Below are 22,021 nucleotides of genomic sequence, written 5' to 3'. Positions count from 1 at the left end.
GTCAATTAAGAAATTAGCTCTAAATTTGCTGAAATTTTAAAAAGAGAATGAGTAAAACTAATAAACTCAAAATCATAAACGACCCAGTACATGGGTTTATTAAAATTCCTTACGAAATACTATTTGATGTTATAGAGCACCCTTATTTTCAGCGTTTGAGGAGAATTTCGCAAACGGGACTTCTTAATCTTGTTTTTCCAGGGGCTACACATACGAGGTTTCATCACGCATTGGGAGCAATGCACTTGATGTTTTTAGCCTTAGAAACGCTTAAACTTAAAGGTATTAAGATAAGTAAGGAAGAGGAACAGTCGACAATGTTGGCTATTTTATTACACGATGTTGGGCATGGGCCGTTCTCTCACGCGTTAGAATCGGTTCTTATGGAGGATTGGCATCATGAAAAACTGTCATTGCTGATTATGAGCCGATTGAATGATGAGTTTTCAGGAGCTTTATCGGTAGCGATAGAGATGTTTCAGGGGAATTATCATTGCAAGTTTTTTAATCAGTTGGTTTCATCTCAATTAGATGTAGATAGGTTAGATTACTTGAAAAGGGATAGCTTTTTTACAGGAGTTTCAGAAGGTAATATCAATGCTCAACGACTGATTTCGATGATGAATGTGGCAGATGATGAACTGGTAATAGATGCTAAAGGGATTTATTCCGTAGAAAACTATCTCACGGCAAGAATGCTAATGTATTGGCAAGTATATTACCATAAAACAGCATCTTTGGCGGAATTTATGTTGGTTAAAATTTTGAAAAGAGCTAAATTTTTAATTTCTCAAAGAGTTAATCTAGAGGCATCAGAAAACCTAAAATATTTCCTTTATAAGAAAGATTTTAGTTCTATGTCGGAGGAAGATTTAAGTAGATTTATAAATCTAGATGATACTGATGTATTACAGGCAATAAAGCTTTGGCAAAATGAGGGAGATTTGGTTCTTTCTTATTATTGTAAGGCAATCATAACGCGAAAGTTTCCTCAAACTATTTGGTCTTCAGAAGGGTTTTCTCAAGATTTTATAGACGGTAAAGTAGAGGCTGTTAATAAGCGAATGAATATAGATTTCGGAGTAGATTTTGTTGATGAAATTTCCCGATATTTGTTACCTTATGATAGCGAAAAACAGCCTATCTATTTGTTGGAAAAAAATGGTGGTAAAGTACCTTTAGACGAGTCGGAATTGTCTATTTTATCCACGAGTCTTAAGCGTCCTACACAGAAATATATTTTAGCATTTCCTAGGTAAATATGGCCATGATGACTAGGTTTGATGATGTTTTGTAGTATAAATTGCAAGAGAAATATTATAAATTACTATCTTTGCACATTATGGAATTTACAGCTTCTCAGATTGCAGGTTTTATTGAAGGGGAAATCATCGGTAACGAAAATACTTTAATTACAGGGGTTTCTCCTATAGAAAGTGGTGAAGAAGGGCATTTGTCTTTTGTCGCTCAGGAGAAATTTTCTCATTTTATAGAGGAAACTAAATGCTCGGTTCTTATAGTATCCAAAAAACTCTTAGATAAAAAAGAATATAAGGCTACCATTATAGCCGTAGAAGATGCTTACCTATCTTTTCAAGTGCTAATGAACCTTTACAACGAGATGGTTCAGGATAGAAAATCAGGCGTAGAAGAAGGAGCATTTATTCATCAGACGGCTGTTTTGGGAGAGAATGTTTTCGTAGGAGCGTTTACCTATATTTCGGAGAAAGCTAAGGTGGGAGAAGGCTCTCAGATTGCGTCTCAGGTATACATAGGTAAGAGAGTCAAGATTGGTAAGAATTGTAAAATAGATAGTGGTGCTAGGATTTATGATGGTTGTGTGATAGGAGATAATTGCATTATACACTCTAACACAGTGATAGGAGGCGATGGTTTTGGTTTCCAGCCAACAGCAGAAGGTTTTAAAAAAATTCCGCAATTAGGAAATGTAATTATAGAGAACAATGTAGAGATTGGTTCTAACTGTAGTATAGATAGAGCAACGATAGGCTCTACCATTATAGGGGAAGGAACCAAGATAGATAACCTAATCCAGATTGCTCATAATGTTAAGATAGGCAAACATAATGTAATTGCGGCTCAAGCAGGTATTGCAGGTTCTACCACCATAGGCGATTGGAACCAAGTGGGTGGACAAGTAGGCATCGTAGGGCATATTAATATTGGTAATCAAGTTAAAATACAAGCCCAAAGTGGCGTAAATAATAGTGTGTCTGATGGGGAAATTCTATATGGTTCTCCAGCAATTTCGGCAAGTGATTTCAGAAGAAATTATGTTCACTTCCGAAACTTTAATAAGATTGTTCAAAAGTTAAATCAACTAGAAAAAAACTCAAAAGATAATACTAATGAGTGATAAGCAAAAAACTTTAAAAGAAGAAGTTTCTCTTTCAGGGATAGGTCTTCATACAGGTAAACAAGTTAATCTTACGATAAAACCAGCTAAAGAAAACACAGGTTTTGTATTTGTAAGAACAGATTTGGAAGGAAATCCTCAAGTGGAAGCAGATGTAAACTATGTTACCACTACCGAAAGGGGAACTACATTAGAAAAATTAGGGGTTAAAATACATACCTGCGAGCACCTTTTGGCGGCTCTAGTAGGTATGGATTTAGATAATGCAATATTAGAGTTAGATAGTGCAGAACCTCCAATTTTAGATGGGTCTTCTAAGTTTTTTGTAGAAGCAATAGAGAAAGCAGGCATCGTAGAGCAAGAGAAAGCGAGAGAATACCTAGTGATAAAGGAAGTAATGAGCTATACTGACCCAAATTCGGGGTCTGATATTACGATTATTCCTTCCGATACTTATGAAATTACAACTATGGTGGATTTTGGCACTAAGGTATTAGGTACTCAAAATGCAACTATGAAGCATATTTCTGAGTTTAAAGAGGAATTTGCTAGTGCTAGAACTTTTAGTTTCTTACACGAGTTAGAAATGCTTTTAGACCACGGACTTATCAAGGGTGGAGATATTAGCAATGCCATTGTTTATGTGGATAAAGAACTTACACCAGAAACCACAGAAAAACTAAAGAAAGCATTTGGTAGAGAAGAAATATCTATTCGTCCTAATGGAGTTTTGGATAATTTGACATTAAACTATCCTAATGAAGCGGCTAGACACAAGTTACTAGATGTCATTGGAGATTTGGCATTGGTAGGAGTTAAAATAAAAGGTAAAGTTATCGCTAATAAACCTGGGCACTTTGTTAATACTCAGTTTGCTAAAAAACTGAATCGCCAATGGAAATTACAAAAGAAAAAAAATGTGCCTGATTTTGATTTAACTAAAGAGCCTGTTTATGATATCAATGGGATTATGGGATTGCTTCCGCATCGTCCACCATTTTTATTAGTAGATAAAATTTTGGAATTGTCTGATACTCATGTGGTAGGGCTTAAAAATGTGTCAATGAATGAGCCTTTCTTTACGGGACATTTCCCAAAAGAACCTGTAATGCCTGGGGTTCTGCAGATAGAAGCAATGGCACAAACAGGAGGTATTTTGGTATTGGCTAATGTGCCTGACCCAGAAAACTATTCTACTTACTTTGTTAAAATAGACAAGGTTAAGTTTAAGAAAAAGGTAGTTCCTGGAGATACACTTATCTTCAAAATAGACCTTATAGAACCTATTAGAAGAGGTATCGTACATATGCAAGGGTATGGCTATGTAGGAGATAGCGTAGTGGTAGAGGCAGAGCTTATGGCTCAAGTAGCAAAAACTAAAATCTAAATTAAAGGTGATTCATCAGCTAGCAGCCGTAGATAGACGGGCTAAGATAGATAAAAATGTGGTGGTAGAGCCATTTACCACCATAGCTGCAGATGTGGAAATTGGAGAAGGTACTTGGATAGGTCCTAATGTAACGATTATGAACGGAGCTAGGATTGGTAAAAATTGTAGAATTTTCCCAGGTACAGTAATTTCGGCGATACCACAAGATTTAAAATTTGAAGGAGAAGATACTCAAGTGATTATAGGTGATAATACTACAATCAGAGAATCGGTTACCATCAATAGAGGTACTAAAGCACTAGGATATACCAAGATAGGTAGTAACTGCCTGATAATGGCAACCTCGCACATTGCTCACGATTGTGTTTTAGGAGACCATGTAATTATTGTGAATGGATGTGGCATTGCAGGGCATGTAGAAATAGGAGATTTTACCGTTATGGGTGGGCTTTCTGCAGTTCATCAGTTTGGTAAAATAGGTAAACATGTAATGGTATCTGGAGGTACACTGGTAAGAAAGGATATTCCGCCTTATGTTAAAGTGGCTAGAGAGCCTATGAGCTATGCTGGTATCAATTCTGTAGGGTTGAGAAGAAGAGGTTTTTCTAATGAAAAAATATTTGAGATACAAAAAATCTATCGTATCATCTTCCAAATGAAAATGAATGTTTCTCAAGCCGTTTCTTATATAGAAAAAGAAATGCTTCCTACGGCAGAACGAGATGAAATCCTACAATTTATACAAAACTCACCTAGAGGTATTGTAAAAGGTTACGGTACAGGTAAAGATTAAATAAAAATAAATAACATATTATATAGATGGCAACAACAGCTGATATTAAAAAAGGTCTTTGCATCAATTACAGCAACGACATTTACAAGGTAATCGAGTTTTTACATGTAAAACCAGGTAAAGGACCTGCTTTCGTGAGAACTAAACTTAAGTCTGTAACTAATGGTAAAGTGATTGATAACACTTTCTCTGCAGGGCATAAGATAGACGAAGTAAAGGTAATTACTCGTAAATTTCAGTATCTTTATGATGATGATAATGGGTTCCATTTTATGAATAATGATGATTTTTCTCAAATCTATATTGGTAAAGAAATGATTGAGAATGCTCAGTTTATGAAAGCAGGAGAAGAAGTTACTATCATTATGAAGGAGGAAGATGAAACGCCTCTTTCAGCAGAAATTCCACCTACAGTTTATCTAGAAGTGGTGGAGGCTGACCCAGGTGTAAAGGGTAACACTGCAACTAATGCTCTTAAAAACGCTATCGTGGAGACAGGAGCTAGGATAATGGTGCCTCTATTTATAGAACCAGGGGATAAAATAAAAGTAAATACAGAAGACGGCTCTTATTTAGAGAGAGTTAAATAATTAGTCTAATAAATTCGGAGGGAGTTGTTCTCTCCGAATTTCATTTTTTAATTCTATTCAATTATGACATTTTCAGAGCCACAAACGCTTAAGGCGATCGCTGATATTATAGGAACTCAATTTGTTGGAGATGAGAGTTTTCCTGTTTTAGGAACTAACGAGATTCACATGGTGCGTCCAGGTGATATTGTATTTGTAAACCACCCAAAATACTACGATAAAGCATTAAACTCTGCTGCTACTATTATTTTAATAGATAAAGAAGTGGCTTGTCCAGAGGGAAAGGCTTTACTTATTTCTGACGATCCTTTCAGGGATTTTAATAAAATAAATACTTACTTTACACAGATTTATAATTTTAAAAAAGATTTAAATGATGCTCAGATAGGAGAGGGGACTTTTATTCACCCTTCTGTAGTACTAGGAAATCAAGTTAAAATTGGAAAAAATTGTCATATCTTTCCTAATGTGGTTATTGGTGATAGAACAGAAATAGGAGACAATGTTATCATTCAGTCTAATACCGTTTTAGGAGGAGATGCATTTTATTATAGAAAACTCAATGGGAATTTTGATAGATTGATTTCGGTGGGTAATGTAGTGATAGAGAATAATGTAGAAATAGGCAATGGGTGTACTATAGATAGAGGAGTTACTGCTTCTACAGTGATAGGCGAAGGTTCTGTGTTGGATAATCAAATCCAGATAGGGCATGATACCATTATTGGTAAAAAGTGTCTTATTGCTTCCCAAACAGGTATTGCGGGGTGTTGCGTGATTGAAGATGAGGTTACCATTTGGGGACAAGTAGGTATGGCTTCTGGAGTTAGAGTAGAAAAAGGCACGGTACTACTCGCTAAATGTGGTATAAATAGAGATTTAAAGAAAGGAACTTATTTTGGCACTATAGCAGAAGAATTCCGTGATTATTTAAGGAAGGAAGTTAGGTTGAAAAATTTGAAATAAAATAATTTTTTCATCAATTTAAAAATTCTTAAATTTACCGAAAAATAAAAAACCTTTTTAGAGAAGGGTAATTATAATCAAAAAGAAAAATAAATAAATATAATATGTCAGTATTAGTTAACAAAGATTCTAGAGTAATAGTACAAGGGTTTACAGGAGACGAAGGAACTTTCCATGCAGGTCAAATGATAGACTACGGAACAAATGTAGTGGGAGGTGTAACTCCAGGAAAAGGAGGTACAGAGCATTTAGGTAAGCCTGTATTTAATACCGTAGCAGACGCTGTGGAAAAAGCAGATGCTAATGTAAGTATCATTTTTGTACCACCAGCATTTGCTGCAGATGCTATTATGGAAGCTGCAGATGCAGGGATTAAAGTGATTGTTTGTATCACGGAAGGAATCCCAGTAGCTGATATGACTAAAGTGAAAAATTATATTGCAGATAAAGATTGCCGTCTAATTGGACCTAACTGTCCAGGTATCATCACTTCTGATGAAGCTAAGATTGGTATTATGCCGGGATTTGTATTCAAGAAAGGTAAAGTAGGTATTGTATCTAAATCAGGAACACTTACTTATGAAGCAGCAGACCAAGTGGTAAGAGCAGGTTATGGTATTTCTACGGCAATAGGTATTGGTGGAGACCCTATCATTGGAACTACTACTAAAGAGGCTTTAGAAATGTTTATTAACGACCCAGAAACTGAAGCTGTGGTAATGATTGGTGAGATTGGTGGTAACCTTGAAGCGGAAGCTGCTAAATGGTATAAAGCTAGTGGTTCTAAGAAGCCAGTAGTTGGTTTTATTGCGGGGCAAACAGCACCTAAAGGAAGAACTATGGGACACGCTGGTGCTATTGTAGGTGGTGCTGAAGATACTGCTCAAGCAAAAATGGCTATCATGAGAGAAAACGGAATTAATGTGGTAGATTCTCCAGCTGATATAGGAGTTACTATTGCAAAGGTTTTAGGGTAGTATTTTTTGAAAAATAAATATTAAAATTTTAATTACAATGGTAAAAACTCTGATGATAGATTGCTATCATTGGAGTTTTATTCTTAAAAATATGATTATGAAAAAAATAGTTTTAGTAGGATTAGGTTTAGTCTTTGGGTTGTCTTCTGCACAAATCAATATTCAGTTTGAAAATACTCGTTTTGGGGTAAGTGGTGGTGTTAACTATTCTGGAGTTAAAAATGCACATAACCCATCGGGTAAAAGACTTGGTTTTCAAGTGGGTGCTTTAGCGTTAATCCCTGCTGATAACGATGATCAATTATATTTACAGCCAGAAATACAATATTACCAAGCGGGAGAAACTGGTTATACTAAAAAAGGAGGAGGTGACAAGAATACCAAATATTACAACGATTATATTAGTGTACCTATTTATGTAAAAGGTTATTTTTCAGAAGCAGAGTCTGAATTCTTTGGAATGTTTGGTCCTAGATTTAATTTTCTAATTAATCAAACTGTAGAAAGCCCATCTAGACAGGTTTATACAATAGAGGGAAACGATCCTAGATATCCTCATCTTAATGGAAAGGCAAGTAGCTTTAATTTTGGTTTAGGAGTGGGTTTAGGATTTAGTTATAAAAGACAATTAGAAGTAGCGGTAAAGTATGATTTGGGGCTGTCTAATACTTATCGTAATATGGTGGAATCATACACAGGAGACCTAAATACAGAGAAGAAAAAATCGGAACAAGTACTAAGTGTAACACTTAATTATATTTTTGAATAATCCAAAAATAGTTTATAATAAAAAAGAGAGATGAAATTCATCTCTCTTTTTTGTTGCCTTAGTTTTTATAAAGCTCAATGATTTTATTTATTTTGTCTATTTGTTTATGAAGACAATCACTACTAGGTTGAGTTTTTAGCAGTTCCATTTTTTTGGAAACTCCGTTTTGAAGCATTTGTATAATCATTATTTTAACCTGAGGATTGTTTGGGATTTCAGATTTAGCTTGACCTAAAATTTTGGTGATAGATTCTGTGGCTTTTAAATTATCAGAAGTCATAATCCAGTTAAAACCTTCTTCTGCTACATTACCTAACTCAGGATTTTGAAATTTTAAGAAAGGATAAAAAGCGACCAATCCACCTATGTGTGGCATCTGAGATTCTATCTTGTTTTTAACTATGGTAGGTAGTAATGTGGTAATTAATTCTTCTGAATCACCAGAAAGATCTATTTTGTCTGCTAGACTTTTAATGCGTTCAGGTTCAGTTTGTGCAATGGCTGCCAATGCACTTCCTTTAATGGCATTAGATACTACATCAATATTCTTCTCATATAGAGATAGATATTTTTTGTTTTTTGTTTTAGATAAAGCTAATATTGCTGCTGCTCTTACTAAAGTTTTAGGATCGTTGTTAGCGATTTTTTCAACTTCAGCCAATGCTACCTTTGCGTGTGCAGGATTAGATAAGTCTAAGGCATTAAGTGCTTGAATTCTCAATCTAAAAAAATCATCTTTTAGTGCAGCTACTATTGTTTTTACTGATTCAGGGTAAGTTGTAGATTCGGAAGCGTTTTTTAGTGCTAAATATCTGCTTTTATACTCTTTAGACTTAGTATATTGTAAGTAGAGCTGTTCGGGAGTTTTACTATTGTTTATTTCAGCTAAAAGAACTCCAGCAGGATCTACATTTATTAAATCAGGATTTTTATTCACACTAAAAGTAAAATCATTTTTAGCTTTGGCATTTACCCATACATCTTGGCGTTTTACAGAGTTTCCTTCGTGTAAATCTATAGTAAGTGGGAATTGAAACGGCTTTTCTTGACTTTGTAAAATAGATACAGTAACTTCTTTTTTTACAGGTTCGTAGCTGTATTGTATATTTAATTTTGGATTTCCACTATTAAAGTACCATTGGTTGAAGAACCAATTTAAGTCTTTACCAGAAATTTTTTCAAACGAAAGTCTTAACTGGTGAGCTTCCCCAGTGCCGTACTCATGAGTTTTGAGATAATCTGTTACACCTGCAAAGAAGGCATCGTCTCCTAAATAATTTCTTAACATATGTAGGATAGCTCCTCCTTTGTTGTAGGATACTAAATCAAACATATCTTCTCTGCTTTCGTAATCAAACCTTACAAGGTCTTTGTTGAAGTCGGAAGGGTTGTGTATATATCTGCTACTATTATTATTGAGGTGATAATCTGCGGCATCTTTTCCGTACTTATATTCTTCCCAAAGGTATTCAGAATAGTTAGCAAAACTTTCATTTACAGTAAGATTACTCCAGCTTTCTGTGGTTACCAAATCTCCAAACCAATGGTGGAACAGCTCGTGTGCGATAGTGCTTTCCCAACGGTTGTCGTCTATCAAATCTCCTGGTTTTTGCTGAGCGTTTTCGGCGTGGATAACGGCGGTAGTGTTCTCCATTGCGCCACTTACAAAATCTCTCCCCACTAGTTGGGCGTATTTTGCCCAAGGATAATCGTAGCCTAGCTTTTTGGAGAAAAATTCCATCATTTCAGGTGTATTTCCAAAGATTTGTTTGGCGTAATCTGCATATTCTTTCTCTACATAGTAATCCACAGGAATATTTCTCCATTTATCCTTAATTACGGCATATTCTCCAACGCCCATAAAGAAGAGGTACGGAGCGTGTTTTTTGTCCATAACCCAATGGTCAGTTCTTAGATTATTAGCCTCTTTGGTGGAAGATTTTAGAAGCCCATTAGAAAGAGTAACAAATTTATCAGGAACGGTCATATAAATTTCCTGAGTAGTTTTTTGATTAGGCTTATCAATAGTAGGGAACCAAGCCGAATTAGATTCGGTTTCTCCTTGAGTCCACACTTGAGTAGGTTTGTCAGGGTCTTTGCCTTGAGCATTGATGAAGTAAAGACCCTTAGCATCATTTATAGCTTTACTTCCTTTTTGTTTTACCTCGTTAGGTCTGGAGGTATATTTAATATAAACTGTATAATCTTGATTTTTCTGATAAGTTTTATCTAAAGAAATGTGCAGAATATCGTCTTTGTAACTGTATTTTAGAGGAGCTTTGCTTCCATTTTTATCTAAAGCCACTTCGTGTATGAGCATTGCTTTAGCATTAAGAACTAAAGAGTCCGATGGATAGAAATAAGGCGAAGCAGTAAGCCATTCTTCTCCGTGAAGCTGCTCTTTTTCAAAGTCAAAACTTACTTTTAGTTTGGTATGTTTAAGTTCGGTAGTTTTAGTATGAGTGGCACGATAGATGGTTTCTCTCCCAGAAGTTTCGGTTTGAGCGAAACTGTATTGGGTAGAAATAATACAGCCTAAAGCTAAAGCGGTGATGATAATTTTTTTCATATATACTTAATTTAGATTTTAAACATTTTACTAAACTCGTTGTGCATTTTAAATAATACTGATTTTTAGATGATTTAATTTTCTTTGGAAGATAAATTTATTGATATATTGAATAACCGTTGCGGCGGTTATTTTACTGATTATCCTTGTTTTAAAGCCTTCAAAAGTTTTAGCATAGTTTCTTTTAATCATAAATTGGTCGCAAAGTTGAGAGAAAAATGTCTCAATTCGTTTTCGCTTTTTCTTGTACAATGAAAATTGAGGAATATAATCTTTCTGATTACTTCTCATTGGTGTATCTAATTTAATATTAGCATAGTTAAATAAATCTATTTGAACTTTTGCTGATAAATAGCCTCTATCTCCAATTAAAGTACAGTTTCGCATTTGCTCACCAATATCTTTTAAATAGTGGATGTCGTGAACGGATGCAGGGCTTATATCAAAATTCTTAATCACACCATTTAAAGAACATACTGCGTGTAGTTTATAGCCATAGAAATATAATTTCTGTGAAGCACAATAACCATATGTTGGTGAAGAATAGGATTGCTCTTTACAAATTTTTGAACGAGTAGAGCGAGCATTTTCACAAACTTTCATTGGCATGCTATCAACGATAAAAATATCTTCAAACTCATTGAACTCCATCGAAATACGCTGTCTAATTTGCTCTGTTTGTAGGGATAGTCTTCGTTTTCGCTTATTGTAAACACTTCTTTCAATTTTGTTTATCAGAGAGTTTGGCAATTTTCTAAATAACTGTAATTCGCTATCAATACTCAAGTATTCAGCAGTAATATTAAGACTTATGACTTCTAAATCGCTCATTTTAGGTGTTCTTCTCTGATAACTAATCAGTTGATTTTCTGAAAAAAGTCCTAAAACTTCCAAAATTCTTTCATATATTTGCTCTAAGTTGTTCATTTATATCGTTTTATAGCAAAAACAATATACTGATTTTCAGTCTAATAAACAACTCTTGTTTTTTTCATTTCATAATGCACAACGGGTTTTACTAATTGATTGTTGGTTATACGGCAACAGGTGCTTTAATGCCCGAATGTGGGTGATAATTTTCTAGTGTAAAATCCTCAAATTTAAAGTCAAAAAGGTCTTTTACGCTAGGGTTTAGTTTCATAGTAGGAAGCGGTCTAGGCTCTCTGGAGAGTTGTTTTTGTACTTGCTCAAAATGATTGTTATAAATATGCACATCTCCAAACGAGTGAATGTACTCACCTACTTGTAAGCCACATACTTGGGCTACCATCATAGTCAGCAATGCATAGCTAGCAATATTGAAAGGAACACCTAGAAAAACATCGGCACTCCTTTGATAAAGTTGTAGTGATAACCTACCATCAGCAACATAAAACTGAAACAAAGCGTGGCAAGGTGCTAGTGCCATATTAGGGATTTCGGCAGCATTCCACGCAGATACAATGAGTCTTCTGCTATCAGGATTAGTTTTAATTTGGTGTATAACCTCCGAAATTTGGTCTATAACTTTACCATTAGCACCCTTCCAGCTTCGCCATTGGGCACCATAGACGGGACCTAAATTGCCATTATCGTCTGCCCATTCGTCCCAAATGCTTACGCCATTATCGTTAAGATATTTAATATTAGTATCTCCTTTTAGAAACCAAAGGAGTTCGTAAATAATAGATTTGAGGTGTACCTTTTTTGTAGTAACTAGTGGGAAGCCCTTAGAAAGGTCGTATCTAAGTTGATAGCCAAAGACACTCCTTGTACCTGTGCCTGTTCTGTCGGTTTTGTCTGTCCCGTGGTCTAGTATATGTTGAAGTAAGTCTAGATAGTTTTGCATTATAATCTTTTAAATCCCAAATTTAATGTTTTTTGGGAAGTATGAAAACTATGTAACAAAAAAGTCTCGGATTATCCGAGACTTTAATGATAAATTAAAACTCGTTGTGCATTTTAAATAATACTGATTTTTAGATGATTTAATTTTCTTTGGAAGATAAATTTATTGATATATTGAATAACCGTTGCGGCGGTTATTTTACTGATTATCCTTGTTTTAAAGCCTTCAAAAGTTTTAGCATAGTTTCTTTTAATCATAAATTGGTCGCAAAGTTGAGAGAAAAATGTCTCAATTCGTTTTCGCTTTTTCTTGTACAATGAAAATTGAGGAATATAATCTTTCTGATTACTTCTCATTGGTGTATCTAATTTAATATTAGCATAGTTAAATAAATCTATTTGAACTTTTGCTGATAAATAGCCTCTATCTCCAATTAAAGTACAGTTTCGCATTTGCTCACCAATATCTTTTAAATAGTGGATGTCGTGAACGGATGCAGGGCTTATATCAAAATTCTTAATCACACCATTTAAAGAACATACTGCGTGTAGTTTATAGCCATAGAAATATAATTTCTGTGAAGCACAATAACCATATGTTGGTGAAGAATAGGATTGCTCTTTACAAATTTTTGAACGAGTAGAACGAGCATTTTCACAAACTTTCATTGGCATGCTATCAACGATAAAAATATCTTCAAACTCATTGAACTCCATCGAAATACGCTGTCTAATTTGCTCTGTTTGTAGGGATAGTCTTCGTTTTCGCTTATTGTAAACACTTCTTTCAATTTTGTTTATCAGAGAGTTTGGCAATTTTCTAAAGAACTGTAATTCGCTATCAATACTCAAGTATTCAGCAGTAATATTAAGACTTATGACTTCTAAATCGCTCATTTTAGGTGTTCTTCTCTGATAACTAATCAGTTGATTTTCTGAAAAAAGTCCTAAAACTTCCAAAATTCTTTCATATATTTGCTCTAAGTTGTTCATTTATATCGTTTTATAGCAAAAACAATATACTGATTTTCAGTCTAATAAACAACTCTTGTTTTTTTCATTTCATAATGCACAACGGGTTAAATTAAAAATAAATTTGACTTATTTCTTGATAATTTTTTGAGAAACTTTCTCACCGTTTACTTCTCCAGAAACAATGTAAACTCCTTTAGGTAGAGAAGACAGGTTAAGAGCCTCACCGTTATTTACTTTAGCAGATTTTACTAACTGCCCATTAACATTGTAAATTTTAATGTCAGCGTCTGCTCCAAATAGTAATTGTGTATCCACTACAGTATTTTTAACCAAGTTGATTTTTTTAGCATTGATGTTAGATACAGACATAGTGGTTTCTGTAACTACTATATCGTCCAAAAAAAATCTTGATCTAGCAGCCTGAAAACCTTCAAAGGTAATCTTTAAATCTCCCGTTGCGTTAGTGATATCTACTGTATAGATCTTAAAAGCTCCTTTATCTAATGTAACTTCTGAAACACTTAGAGTTCCTCCAGTTGCTGAAATTTTAAGAGAGGTTTGTTCTGTTTTAGTATCCCAAGCGGCTGCTTTAAAGGAAAGTTTTCCGTTTCCTGTTAATGCGATAGTTGGGGTGGTTACACTTCCTAAACCACTTCCTGTTCCTATTTTAATACACGCATTAGCTTCGTAAGTTCTGTTAGAGTCCAGTCTCCATAAGAATTGAGAGGTGCAGAGGCTACATTACCACTAAAAACACCATCATTACCACCTGTACCATTAATGTCATTAAAGTTTTCTTGGAAAACTTGAGCATTGATGCAAGCTGAAACTATTATACTAGTAATTAGAGAGAATAATTTTTTCATTTTTAATATAATTTTTATTTTTTAATGATTTTTCTGCTGATTTTGTTGTAATTATCCTGTACGGTTACAATATAATTCCCTTTAGCTAGATGAGATATATTGATTGATTTTCCAGAAGATACTCTACTAGAAGAAAGTAGTTTACCATCTAGAGAATAGATATTTACAGTAGCTTTATTTGGTAAACTAAATGTTAATACATCATCTGCTAAAGTGTTGAATTTTACGCTATTATTGAAATCTTTAATATCCGTTACAGAAAGAGTTTCTTTGTCCGCAAAGAAAAAATCGTCTATATAGACCACACCTTCAGCAGCATCGTTCCCTTTATACACTCTGAAAGACAATCTAGCAACTTCTGCACCTTCTGGAGCAACGGCTTCTATTTTAAATTGTTTCCATTCAGAAGAAGTAGTATCAATAAATTCTGATTGTAAACTCGTATCGCTAAGTAGTCCTGTGGCGGTTCTCCACTGTCCCCAATGTCTAACTCTAGTTGAAGCTGTTTCTTGAAGATACCAGCCAGAATAGACATAAGTTTTTCCAGGAGTAACAGCAATGTCTTTCATTCCCATACTGTTACTTCCTTTACTTGGTGATTTTATTTGTCCAGAAAAAGAACCACTATGCTTTTTAGTATCAGCTTTTGAGCTATTTGAATCGTGAAACCAATCTACAGCTTTACCAGTATCGTTCCAATTTTCTAGACCTGGATTTTGCACCAAATTCTGTGCAGAAACTGTTGTTACCAAAGCTACTGCAGCCATTAAAGAATAAAATTTTCTCATATATTATTTTTTTTAAAGTTATTATCTGCCCCAAAGTTAAAAACTTTATTACAGAAAAGAAGAAAAAGCCAATATGATTTATATTAAGTTTTGTTAATATTCCGTTATGTAAATTTGCAATTTCTTGTTAGTCATATCTTGAAGTATATAGTCGCTTTGCTCATAGTTTGGTTTAACTCATATATGGTATATGGGCAGGTATTTTCTTGGCATAACCCTTATCTTAAAGACTCTACAAAGAAGGATAGCCTTATTATAGCTAATATCAACAAGGAGGTTTTTACAAGAGATACTTTGGATTTTATAAAGTTACCACAGAGAAGTATTGTAGAGAAGTTAGAGCTTCCGTCTGCCAGTAAATCTCAACTAGATTTAGGTAACCTTAATACTCAAGGGGCTATTATCAGAGGTATTTCTTTTGGTAATGCCCAAGGCTCATCGGTGCAAAGTTCTATGGATTTACAGATTTCGGGTCAATTAAGCCAAGAGGTATCTATTTTAGCCAGTATCTCGGACCATAATCTTCCGATACAGGCAGATGGTTATACGCAAACATTAGACGAGTTTGATAAAATTTTTGTACAGCTCAACATCAAAAAAAAATCAATCCTTCGAGCGGGACATTTGGATTTGAATGATGAAACGACTTACTTCGGGAGATATCAAAGACGAAGTCTAGGGCTAGAGTTTCAAACCAAAATGGGAAAAGAAAATCCAACTTCTATACATTTATCGGCTGGGGTGGCTCGTAGCGAATTTCATAGAATTAGGTTTCAAGGAGTGGAAGGTAACCAAGGTCCTTATAGGTTGTCAGGCAAGAATGGAGAAACCTTTATCACCATTATATCTGGTTCCGAACAGGTGTTTATTGATGGCGTTTTAATGAAGAGAGGAGAGAACTTAGATTATATCATTAACTACAATACGGGAGAGGTTACCTTTACGAGCTTTAGACCTATTTACAATCAAAACTTCATCACCATTTCATACAACTATACCAACCGAAACTACACACGTTTTTTAGTTACTGGAGGAGTGGAACATCAGCGAGAGAAATTGAAACTTGAGCTTAATTGGTTTCTTGAAAGTGATAACAAAAATGCACCTCTATCACTTAATTTAAGTGAAGAAGACCAAAAAATATTGGCACAGGCAGGGAGCAATTCTGCTTTAATGGTGGCTCCATCTGGAGTTGAAACGGCTTACGATGTTAATAAAATTCTTTATCGAAAAGTAAGCGATGCTAATGGAGATTACTATGAGTTTTCTACCGATGCTAATGAAAAACTTTATCAAGTTTCCTTTTCTTACACAGGGCAAAATGTAGGCGATTATATACTGAAACAAACCACGAATAATGGTCGGGTTTTTGAATATGTAGGGCAGGGTAGAGGCGACTATTCTGCGTTGCGAAAGTTACCAGCACCTCAAAAAACACAGGTGCTTTCGGCTAATGTTTCTTATTTGCTTAATCAAGGCTATGTGGGAGCTGATGTTTCGTTAAGTCATTATGATGTTAATTTATTTTCTTCCAAAAATAATGATGAAAATAAAGGCTACGCTGCACGAATAGTAGGAGCAAAAACCTTTACTAAAGGTCAATGGAAGGGGACGTCAAGTTTTGAGTTTCAGCATATCAATAAGCATTTTCATATCTTAGACCGTCTCAATAATGTGGAGTTTGCTAGGGATTTTAATCTTTCTCAAGAGTTTAATCACAGAACACAAAACAGACTTACATTTGGTTTTTTAAATGAATGGAAGCAAGGCTCTGCACTCAACTATACGCTTAATTTCCTCAATGAAGCTAGTACTTATCAAGGGATTAAAAATGATTTGAATTTTAAATGGATAAAAAATAAATGGCTTACAGAAGGTAATGTATCCTACCTTAATACCAATTCGGATTTTCAAGATACTCGTTTTATAAGAGGTCTTGCTTCCACTTCATATTTAGGCGAAAAAGGAAGTTGGACATTGGGTGGGCAAATGGAACATAATCTTAAAAACTTCAACAATATCCAAAAAACAGATGCTACGAGTTTTGCGTGGCGAGAACTATTTGTACAGAAAAAAATAGGTAATGAAAACAGAACTTTACTTCTAACAAAACTCTATCTAAGAGAGAACGATTCTGTGAGAAATGCAGGTTTAGAAAAGGTTAATCAGATTTTGGGGGCAATGGTGGAGAGCCAAATTATTAAAAATGAAAAAACAACTCTTACGGCATTGGCTCATTATCGTAAGTTTTATCATACTTCGGAATCGTTGGTTCAGAATCAAAATCAGGATTTTGTAGTGGGGAATATTTTATATCATCAGCAGTTGTTTAATAATGGAGCGAGGCTCCAAGCCTTTTATGAGTTGGGTAATGGGCAAGAGGCACAAAGGGAATTTCAGTATTTAAAAGTAACCGATGGACAAGGGATTTACAAATGGACAGACTACAACGGCGATGGGGTACAGCAGTTAGACGAGTTTGAAGTAGCGGAATATGCTGATTTAGCTCGATACATCAGGGTTTATACCAATACAATAAAATATTTACCTTCTAATAAAAACAAACTTCAGCTGTCGTTATTCATCAGTCCAGCACAGATATTTAACTCTCAAAGTCGTTTTGTGAAAAGGTGGAATTTTAATCTTTCGCTTTTATCTCAAAATTCTTTTTATAAAAAAGACCGTGTTTTGGTTTGGAATCCGTTTGAAAAACAACAAAATCAAATTCTAAAAAATCAAAGCTTCTTGGCAACGGCACAATTTTTACCTAATGAAGTTTCGGGGTGGAATGGCACTTACCGATTGATATTAAATGATAACATAATAAATGCTAATTTCAGTTTAGAGTCTAAAAAGCAGTCTTCTCACTTTGTGAATATTGGCTATTGGTTCAATAAAAATCTTAGAGCGGATTGGGAAAATCAGTATCAGAGTTTAACTAATGCTTCGGAGATGTTTAAATCTAGAGATTATCATTTAATTCATCTAGAAACACGCCCAAAATTAACCTATAAACTTACAGAGGCTATACAAGCAGAGCTATCTTCTGCTCTAAAGCAAAAACAAAGGCTAGACGGAGAAGAGTATTTAAAAACTTTTGAACTTACAGGAAGTTTACAATGGGAGTGTTCTAAGACTTCGGTTAGGGGAAGTTTTTCGTTCATCAATAATGATTTTAAAGGTAATAGTTTTAGTTTGGTAGGCAACCAAATGCTAGAAGGACTTAAAGTGGGCAAAAATCAGGTATGGACGGTGTTTTTGCAGCAGTCTATAAATTCATTTATAAAACTTAACCTCAACTATGAGGGACGAAATTCTGGGGACAGAACCATACACATAGGAAGTGTACAAGTGAGGGCAGGGTTTTAGAGTATTTTGTGAATTTATAGTGAGATAAATTTATTAAAAATTTGATTTTTAAAGGGTAAATAAGAGGGTGGGGACAAAAAACAGTTCCTCTTTTTGGAAGAACTGTTTTTGATTGTGGGTGAAATTCTTTCCTAACTGCGTACAAATTTGCCAATGCTTTCTAACAGTTGCAGGCGGTCTTCTAAGGCAATACGAGCAACGGCATAAAAGTCTTGTACCCAGTCAGAAAGTTCGGTAAAGGCTTTGTTTTTTTGTTTGGTGGCGTCTTGGCTTTCGCCTTTTTCTTTTTCGTAATTAGCTCTTAGGTGTTCTACTTGTTGTAGTGCAGCCTTTTGTTCATCTACGAGGGTTTTGGTGAGTTTAAACTGCTCTAAGAGTGGCTTTGCTTCGCTGTGGCTCTGGGCTTGGGTGTAGAAGGTTTTCATCTCTTCCATATTTTTGAGGTAAGCGGCAGAGGCACTACCATCTATGGCGAGGGTTTTCCAGAGTTCGGGCTTTTTCATTAGGGCTACTTTTGCTATTTTGCGGTGCTTGTTGTAGTTTTTCTTGAGCTCGTTGTAGGCGTTGGCAAAATGGGCATAGGCTTCTTTTTCTTCGGCAGTTTCTTGCTTGTTTTGGTCGTAGAGTTGCTGTGTTTTGCTAAAGAGAGCTTTACCTTGTTGGATTTTAGTATCGTTGTAGCCATAGGCTTCAAGTTCGGTTTTGAGGTCTTGAACTTCGTCTAGGTTGGCGAATAGTAGTCGGTAGTTTTCTAGGCACTGAAGTTCGGTTGTTCTTAGCTTGTTCATCGTAATATATTTTAATTGGGTTAGTTTATTTTCAATTTTATGGATAAAAACTGTTCATTCTTCTATTCCTCAATGTTATTCTTTAGTTCCCCATCAAAATATTGGGTTCCTCATTGCTGTTCTTCTATTCCTCACGATTGTTTTTCTGTTCCTCAAAGCTGTTTTTGTATTCCTCACGGAGGTTCTTATGTTCCTCACATCTATTTTTGTATTCCTATGGAGTAAATATAGTAGTTTTTCTTCAAAATTTTATTAAAAAATAGTTATCTTTGCAGTATCAAAATTTCGTACAATTTAAAATTTATTTCTATGAAAAAGGTATTTTATTTATTGTCTATGGCAATTTTGCCTGCTTTTTTAGCGGTGTCTTGTAACCGAAATGATGATGAGTCTACGCCTACGCCTAAGGAGGAATTGCTATTGCCTTCTAAGGCAGAGGAAATTTACTATGATAAAAATGGTAACCCAAAGAGAACATCAGTTTATGATTTTACTTATGATGGGACTAAACTTACTAAATTGGTTAGTCGTGATGGAGAGGGGAACACTGCCTTTACTTATCAAGATGACCTTATTACTAAAATAAAGAGTAATGAAGAAGAAAGAATTTTTGAATATGATAGCAAAGGTAACTTAAGTAAAGAAACTTTGGTGGAAAGTTACAATAGTGCTACTATTACCCATGTCTATACTTATACACTTAATGGCAACAGTGTGAGCGTAACTTATAGCAAGAAAAATGTAGCAGGGGAAAAATTGCGGTCAGAAGCTGTGGGAGCGTATACCTACACACTTACGCCTAATAAGCAGGTAATAAGGGGTGTAGGAAAGAAGACTTCAACCGATTATTATGACTCTGGCTACTCTTATACTTATGATACGACTAAGGAAGAAAATTACACTTATGACGATAAAAATTCAATTTTTAAGAATGTCGGTGGTTTTGATAAGTTGGGGTATTCTCAATTTATATTAAACGCTCCGTTTGGTAGTTTCAATAATGTATTGACTAAAAATAGAAAGGAAGGGGTAGACAATACGAGGACTTATACGCATACAGAAGCCTATAGGTATACTTATAATGACAAAAACTTTCCTACAGAGTTTGAGAATAGCGTAGATGATAAGAAATACAAAACCTCTAAGATAGAGTACAAAACTGTTACTAAGTAGTGTTTTAGCACAGTATCATAAAAAAATCGGAGAGCCTTCCCTCCGATTTTTTGTTATTTAATTAGTGGTAAAATCTTTCTGGCAAGAATACCAGAGTCATCTCTCCAATCATCTTTTCCAAAGTCTTTGTAGCTAGTTACCATTTCTACTTTTCCTAAATTATTAACTAGGATATATTTTGACATATCGTCTATATTTTCAAATTCTGGAGGTGTAATTTCGGTAAGGAATTTTTTGTTCTTGGCTCTAGGTCTAGAACTGTACTCATTGCTGACTAATAGTATATTGATGTTTTTGTCTATATTTTCCCAAAAGTCAATTGCTTTTAGTATTCTGTAATTTTTTTCTTTGTCATTTTCAATAAGTACTACATAAAAGTTAAGATTGTGTCCTTTAGCAAAGTCATAAGCTCCTTTTGCGTGTAATCTACAAGGGTAACACCAAATACCGAAGGTAAAAAATAGTGATGGTCTTGGGCGGTTTTGAGCTATACATTTCACTTTTTCAGCATTTATTATTTTTAGATTTTGGTAATGAGGAGAGGTTCTAATTTGGCAGGTGTCTTGTGAAAATAGATTAGCGAAACACAATACAAAGATGAATGATATAATGATTTTTTGCATAATATATGGTTTTATATGTGAATAAAAGTTATTAGGACACGAAAGTAGAACTATACTTTTAATTAAATCTAGAAAGGGATATTAAGTTTAAGTTAAATCTTATATGGTTAATTATAAGTTTTCCCTAGTGTATTCAAAAACCTTTCTAGGGAGAGGTCGGTTAATACGAAATAATAAAAAAACACTTACTTTTGCAGAATGGTAAAAATAGGGAATATAGAATTGCCAGATTTTCCTTTATTGCTGGCTCCTATGGAAGATGTGAGCGACCCTCCGTTTCGTAGGCTTTGTAAAATGCACGGTGCAGATTTAATGTATTCGGAGTTTATCTCTTCGGAAGGGCTTATCAGAGATGCTATAAAGTCTAAAAAGAAGTTAGATATTTTTGATTACGAAAGACCTATTGGTATCCAAATTTTTGGGGGAGATGAGGAAGCTATGGCGATGTCTGCCAAAATAGTAGAAACGGTACAACCCGATTTGGTAGATATTAACTTTGGGTGTCCTGTGAAGAAAGTAGTTTGCAAAGGGGCAGGAGCAGGGGTTTTGAAAGATATAGACCTAATGGTAAGGCTTACCAAAGCCGTAGTAAATTCTACCCATTTACCTGTAACAGTTAAGACAAGGTTGGGCTGGGATACTAGCAGTATCAATATAGATGAAGTAGCGGAGCGACTGCAAGAGGCAGGTATTAAAGCTCTTACCATACACGCAAGAACGAGGGCCCAAATGTATAAAGGGGAAGCCGACTGGGAGCATATTTCTCGCATTAAACAAAACCCTAATATTGAGATTCCTATTTTTGGGAACGGAGATATAGATTCTCCTCAAAAAGCCTTAGATTATAGAAACAAATATGCTTGTGATGGAGTTATGATTGGTAGAGCTGCCATTGGTTATCCTTGGATTTTTAATGAAGTAAAACATTTTTTCCAAACAGGAGAGTTACTTCCAGAACCTACTTTGCAAGACCGTTTAACCGCAGTAAGGCAACACGCCGAATGGAGTGCTGAATGGAAAGGTGAACGCCTTGGATTGATAGAAATGAGGCAACATTACAGTAATTATTTCCGTGGGGTACCACATTTTAAGGAGTATAGAAAAAGGTTTTTAGAAATACTTACTTTGGAAGAGATGGATAGCCTCATCAGTCAAATCATAGAGGCAAATAATTAAAGCTA

The 22,021-nt window shown here is 34.9% G+C and carries 20 protein-coding genes; 11 read left to right on the top strand and 9 right to left on the bottom strand.

Features of this window, described 5'->3' with window-relative positions; all coding sequences use genetic code 11:
• Positions 1 to 47: 47 nt before the first annotated feature.
• The 8 genes from VIX88_RS04635 (at position 48) to VIX88_RS04600 (ending at position 7,862) form a co-directional block, all read left to right on the top strand.
• Entirely contained in the window at positions 48 to 1,259 is a 1,212-nt protein-coding gene (locus VIX88_RS04635) for an HD domain-containing protein (RefSeq protein ID WP_214194070.1), read from the top strand.
• Between the two features lie 83 nt (positions 1,260 to 1,342).
• Positions 1,343 to 2,377, top strand: coding sequence for a UDP-3-O-(3-hydroxymyristoyl)glucosamine N-acyltransferase (gene lpxD / locus VIX88_RS04630; protein WP_214194069.1), 1,035 nt, complete (start codon positions 1,343 to 1,345; stop codon positions 2,375 to 2,377).
• Positions 2,370 to 3,764: a bifunctional UDP-3-O-[3-hydroxymyristoyl] N-acetylglucosamine deacetylase/3-hydroxyacyl-ACP dehydratase gene (locus tag VIX88_RS04625; protein WP_064969499.1), complete on the top strand. Its 1,395-nt coding sequence runs from the start codon at positions 2,370 to 2,372 to the stop codon at positions 3,762 to 3,764. The genes lpxD and VIX88_RS04625 overlap by 8 nt, the downstream gene beginning before the upstream one ends.
• 7 nt (positions 3,765 to 3,771) lie before the next feature.
• The gene (gene lpxA / locus VIX88_RS04620; RefSeq protein ID WP_004918668.1) at positions 3,772 to 4,560 is read left to right on the top strand and encodes an acyl-ACP--UDP-N-acetylglucosamine O-acyltransferase; all 789 of its coding nucleotides are present in this window, start codon (positions 3,772 to 3,774) and stop codon (positions 4,558 to 4,560) included.
• 26 nt (positions 4,561 to 4,586) lie between these two features.
• Positions 4,587 to 5,150, top strand: coding sequence for an elongation factor P (efp, locus tag VIX88_RS04615; RefSeq protein ID WP_064969500.1), 564 nt, complete (start codon positions 4,587 to 4,589; stop codon positions 5,148 to 5,150).
• Between the two features lie 63 nt (positions 5,151 to 5,213).
• Positions 5,214 to 6,116: an LpxD N-terminal domain-containing protein gene (locus tag VIX88_RS04610; protein ID WP_064969501.1), complete on the top strand. Its 903-nt coding sequence runs from the start codon at positions 5,214 to 5,216 to the stop codon at positions 6,114 to 6,116.
• Between the two features lie 104 nt (positions 6,117 to 6,220).
• Positions 6,221 to 7,093, top strand: a complete 873-nt coding sequence (gene sucD, locus VIX88_RS04605) for a succinate--CoA ligase subunit alpha (RefSeq protein WP_310503697.1) — start codon at positions 6,221 to 6,223, stop codon at positions 7,091 to 7,093.
• A gap of 97 nt (positions 7,094 to 7,190) precedes the next feature.
• Entirely contained in the window at positions 7,191 to 7,862 is a 672-nt protein-coding gene (locus VIX88_RS04600; protein WP_064969504.1) for a porin family protein, read from the top strand.
• Positions 7,863 to 7,920: 58 nt separating this feature from the next.
• On the opposite strand, the gene VIX88_RS04595 is transcribed toward VIX88_RS04600, so the two are convergent.
• The 7 genes from VIX88_RS04595 to VIX88_RS04565 all read right to left on the bottom strand — a co-directional run bounded on the left by VIX88_RS04595 (position 7,921) and on the right by VIX88_RS04565 (position 14,887).
• Positions 7,921 to 10,431, bottom strand: a complete 2,511-nt coding sequence (locus tag VIX88_RS04595; protein WP_222535148.1) for a M1 family metallopeptidase — start codon at positions 10,429 to 10,431, stop codon at positions 7,921 to 7,923.
• A 48-nt stretch (positions 10,432 to 10,479) separates the two neighbouring features.
• The gene (locus tag VIX88_RS04590; protein ID WP_004918508.1) at positions 10,480 to 11,358 is read right to left on the bottom strand and encodes an IS982-like element ISRa1 family transposase; all 879 of its coding nucleotides are present in this window, start codon (positions 11,356 to 11,358) and stop codon (positions 10,480 to 10,482) included.
• A gap of 106 nt (positions 11,359 to 11,464) precedes the next feature.
• Positions 11,465 to 12,259 (bottom strand): thymidylate synthase, encoded by a 795-nt coding sequence (locus tag VIX88_RS04585; protein ID WP_013446852.1) that lies wholly within the window; start codon positions 12,257 to 12,259, stop codon positions 11,465 to 11,467.
• Positions 12,260 to 12,372: 113 nt separating this feature from the next.
• Positions 12,373 to 13,251, bottom strand: a complete 879-nt coding sequence (locus VIX88_RS04580) for an IS982-like element ISRa1 family transposase (protein WP_127919832.1) — start codon at positions 13,249 to 13,251, stop codon at positions 12,373 to 12,375.
• A 108-nt stretch (positions 13,252 to 13,359) separates the two neighbouring features.
• The gene (locus VIX88_RS04575; protein ID WP_237190416.1) at positions 13,360 to 13,632 is read right to left on the bottom strand and encodes a T9SS type A sorting domain-containing protein; all 273 of its coding nucleotides are present in this window, start codon (positions 13,630 to 13,632) and stop codon (positions 13,360 to 13,362) included.
• A 263-nt stretch (positions 13,633 to 13,895) separates the two neighbouring features.
• Positions 13,896 to 14,099, bottom strand: coding sequence for a hypothetical protein (locus tag VIX88_RS04570; protein ID WP_237190414.1), 204 nt, complete (start codon positions 14,097 to 14,099; stop codon positions 13,896 to 13,898).
• 14 nt (positions 14,100 to 14,113) lie between these two features.
• The gene (locus VIX88_RS04565; protein ID WP_154212758.1) at positions 14,114 to 14,887 is read right to left on the bottom strand and encodes a T9SS type A sorting domain-containing protein; all 774 of its coding nucleotides are present in this window, start codon (positions 14,885 to 14,887) and stop codon (positions 14,114 to 14,116) included.
• Positions 14,888 to 15,070: 183 nt separating this feature from the next.
• Here VIX88_RS04565 and VIX88_RS04560 point away from each other — a divergent pair, with 183 nt between their 5' ends.
• The gene (locus VIX88_RS04560) at positions 15,071 to 18,256 is read left to right on the top strand and encodes a hypothetical protein (RefSeq protein WP_222535147.1); all 3,186 of its coding nucleotides are present in this window, start codon (positions 15,071 to 15,073) and stop codon (positions 18,254 to 18,256) included.
• A gap of 131 nt (positions 18,257 to 18,387) precedes the next feature.
• Here the strand turns inward: VIX88_RS04560 and VIX88_RS04555 are convergent, their stop codons facing one another.
• Positions 18,388 to 19,044 (bottom strand): hypothetical protein, encoded by a 657-nt coding sequence (locus VIX88_RS04555; protein WP_014938261.1) that lies wholly within the window; start codon positions 19,042 to 19,044, stop codon positions 18,388 to 18,390.
• A gap of 309 nt (positions 19,045 to 19,353) precedes the next feature.
• Between VIX88_RS04555 and VIX88_RS04550 the strand changes: the two genes are divergently transcribed.
• On the top strand, positions 19,354 to 20,217 hold the full coding sequence (locus tag VIX88_RS04550) for a hypothetical protein (protein ID WP_154468829.1): 864 nt from the start codon (positions 19,354 to 19,356) through the stop codon (positions 20,215 to 20,217).
• Positions 20,218 to 20,270: 53 nt separating this feature from the next.
• Here the strand turns inward: VIX88_RS04550 and VIX88_RS04545 are convergent, their stop codons facing one another.
• Entirely contained in the window at positions 20,271 to 20,840 is a 570-nt protein-coding gene (locus VIX88_RS04545; protein ID WP_154468828.1) for a hypothetical protein, read from the bottom strand.
• A gap of 198 nt (positions 20,841 to 21,038) precedes the next feature.
• On the opposite strand from VIX88_RS04545, the gene dusB reads away from it, so the two are divergent.
• Positions 21,039 to 22,016 carry a tRNA dihydrouridine synthase DusB gene (dusB, locus tag VIX88_RS04540; RefSeq protein ID WP_222535146.1) on the top strand — a complete coding sequence of 326 codons (978 nt, stop codon included), beginning with the start codon at positions 21,039 to 21,041 and terminating at the stop codon, positions 22,014 to 22,016.
• The last annotated feature ends 5 nt before the right edge of the window (positions 22,017 to 22,021 follow it).

Origin of the sequence: Riemerella anatipestifer, assembly GCF_035666175.1 — a bacterium.
Lineage (GTDB): Bacteria > Bacteroidota > Bacteroidia > Flavobacteriales > Weeksellaceae > Riemerella > Riemerella anatipestifer_D.
Note: the sequence above shows the minus strand (reverse complement) of the source record. Positions and strands in the feature narration are given on the sequence as shown.

Coding starts and splice junctions, on each gene's coding strand:
- VIX88_RS04595 (WP_222535148.1), bottom strand. CDS start 10,431: ATGAAAAAAATTATCATCACCGCTTTAGCTTTAGGCTGTATTATTTCT.
- VIX88_RS04580 (WP_127919832.1), bottom strand. CDS start 13,251: ATGAACAACTTAGAGCAAATATATGAAAGAATTTTGGAAGTTTTAGGA.
- VIX88_RS04570 (WP_237190414.1), bottom strand. CDS start 14,099: ATGAAAAAATTATTCTCTCTAATTACTAGTATAATAGTTTCAGCTTGC.
- VIX88_RS04555 (WP_014938261.1), bottom strand. CDS start 19,044: ATGAACAAGCTAAGAACAACCGAACTTCAGTGCCTAGAAAACTACCGA.
- VIX88_RS04600 (WP_064969504.1), top strand. CDS start 7,191: ATGAAAAAAATAGTTTTAGTAGGATTAGGTTTAGTCTTTGGGTTGTCT.
- VIX88_RS04590 (WP_004918508.1), bottom strand. CDS start 11,358: ATGAACAACTTAGAGCAAATATATGAAAGAATTTTGGAAGTTTTAGGA.
- efp (WP_064969500.1), top strand. CDS start 4,587: ATGGCAACAACAGCTGATATTAAAAAAGGTCTTTGCATCAATTACAGC.
- VIX88_RS04565 (WP_154212758.1), bottom strand. CDS start 14,887: ATGAGAAAATTTTATTCTTTAATGGCTGCAGTAGCTTTGGTAACAACA.
- VIX88_RS04550 (WP_154468829.1), top strand. CDS start 19,354: ATGAAAAAGGTATTTTATTTATTGTCTATGGCAATTTTGCCTGCTTTT.
- VIX88_RS04625 (WP_064969499.1), top strand. CDS start 2,370: ATGAGTGATAAGCAAAAAACTTTAAAAGAAGAAGTTTCTCTTTCAGGG.
- lpxD (WP_214194069.1), top strand. CDS start 1,343: ATGGAATTTACAGCTTCTCAGATTGCAGGTTTTATTGAAGGGGAAATC.
- VIX88_RS04560 (WP_222535147.1), top strand. CDS start 15,071: ATGGTATATGGGCAGGTATTTTCTTGGCATAACCCTTATCTTAAAGAC.
- VIX88_RS04610 (WP_064969501.1), top strand. CDS start 5,214: ATGACATTTTCAGAGCCACAAACGCTTAAGGCGATCGCTGATATTATA.
- VIX88_RS04585 (WP_013446852.1), bottom strand. CDS start 12,259: ATGCAAAACTATCTAGACTTACTTCAACATATACTAGACCACGGGACA.
- VIX88_RS04635 (WP_214194070.1), top strand. CDS start 48: ATGAGTAAAACTAATAAACTCAAAATCATAAACGACCCAGTACATGGG.
- sucD (WP_310503697.1), top strand. CDS start 6,221: ATGTCAGTATTAGTTAACAAAGATTCTAGAGTAATAGTACAAGGGTTT.
- dusB (WP_222535146.1), top strand. CDS start 21,039: ATGGTAAAAATAGGGAATATAGAATTGCCAGATTTTCCTTTATTGCTG.
- VIX88_RS04545 (WP_154468828.1), bottom strand. CDS start 20,840: ATGCAAAAAATCATTATATCATTCATCTTTGTATTGTGTTTCGCTAAT.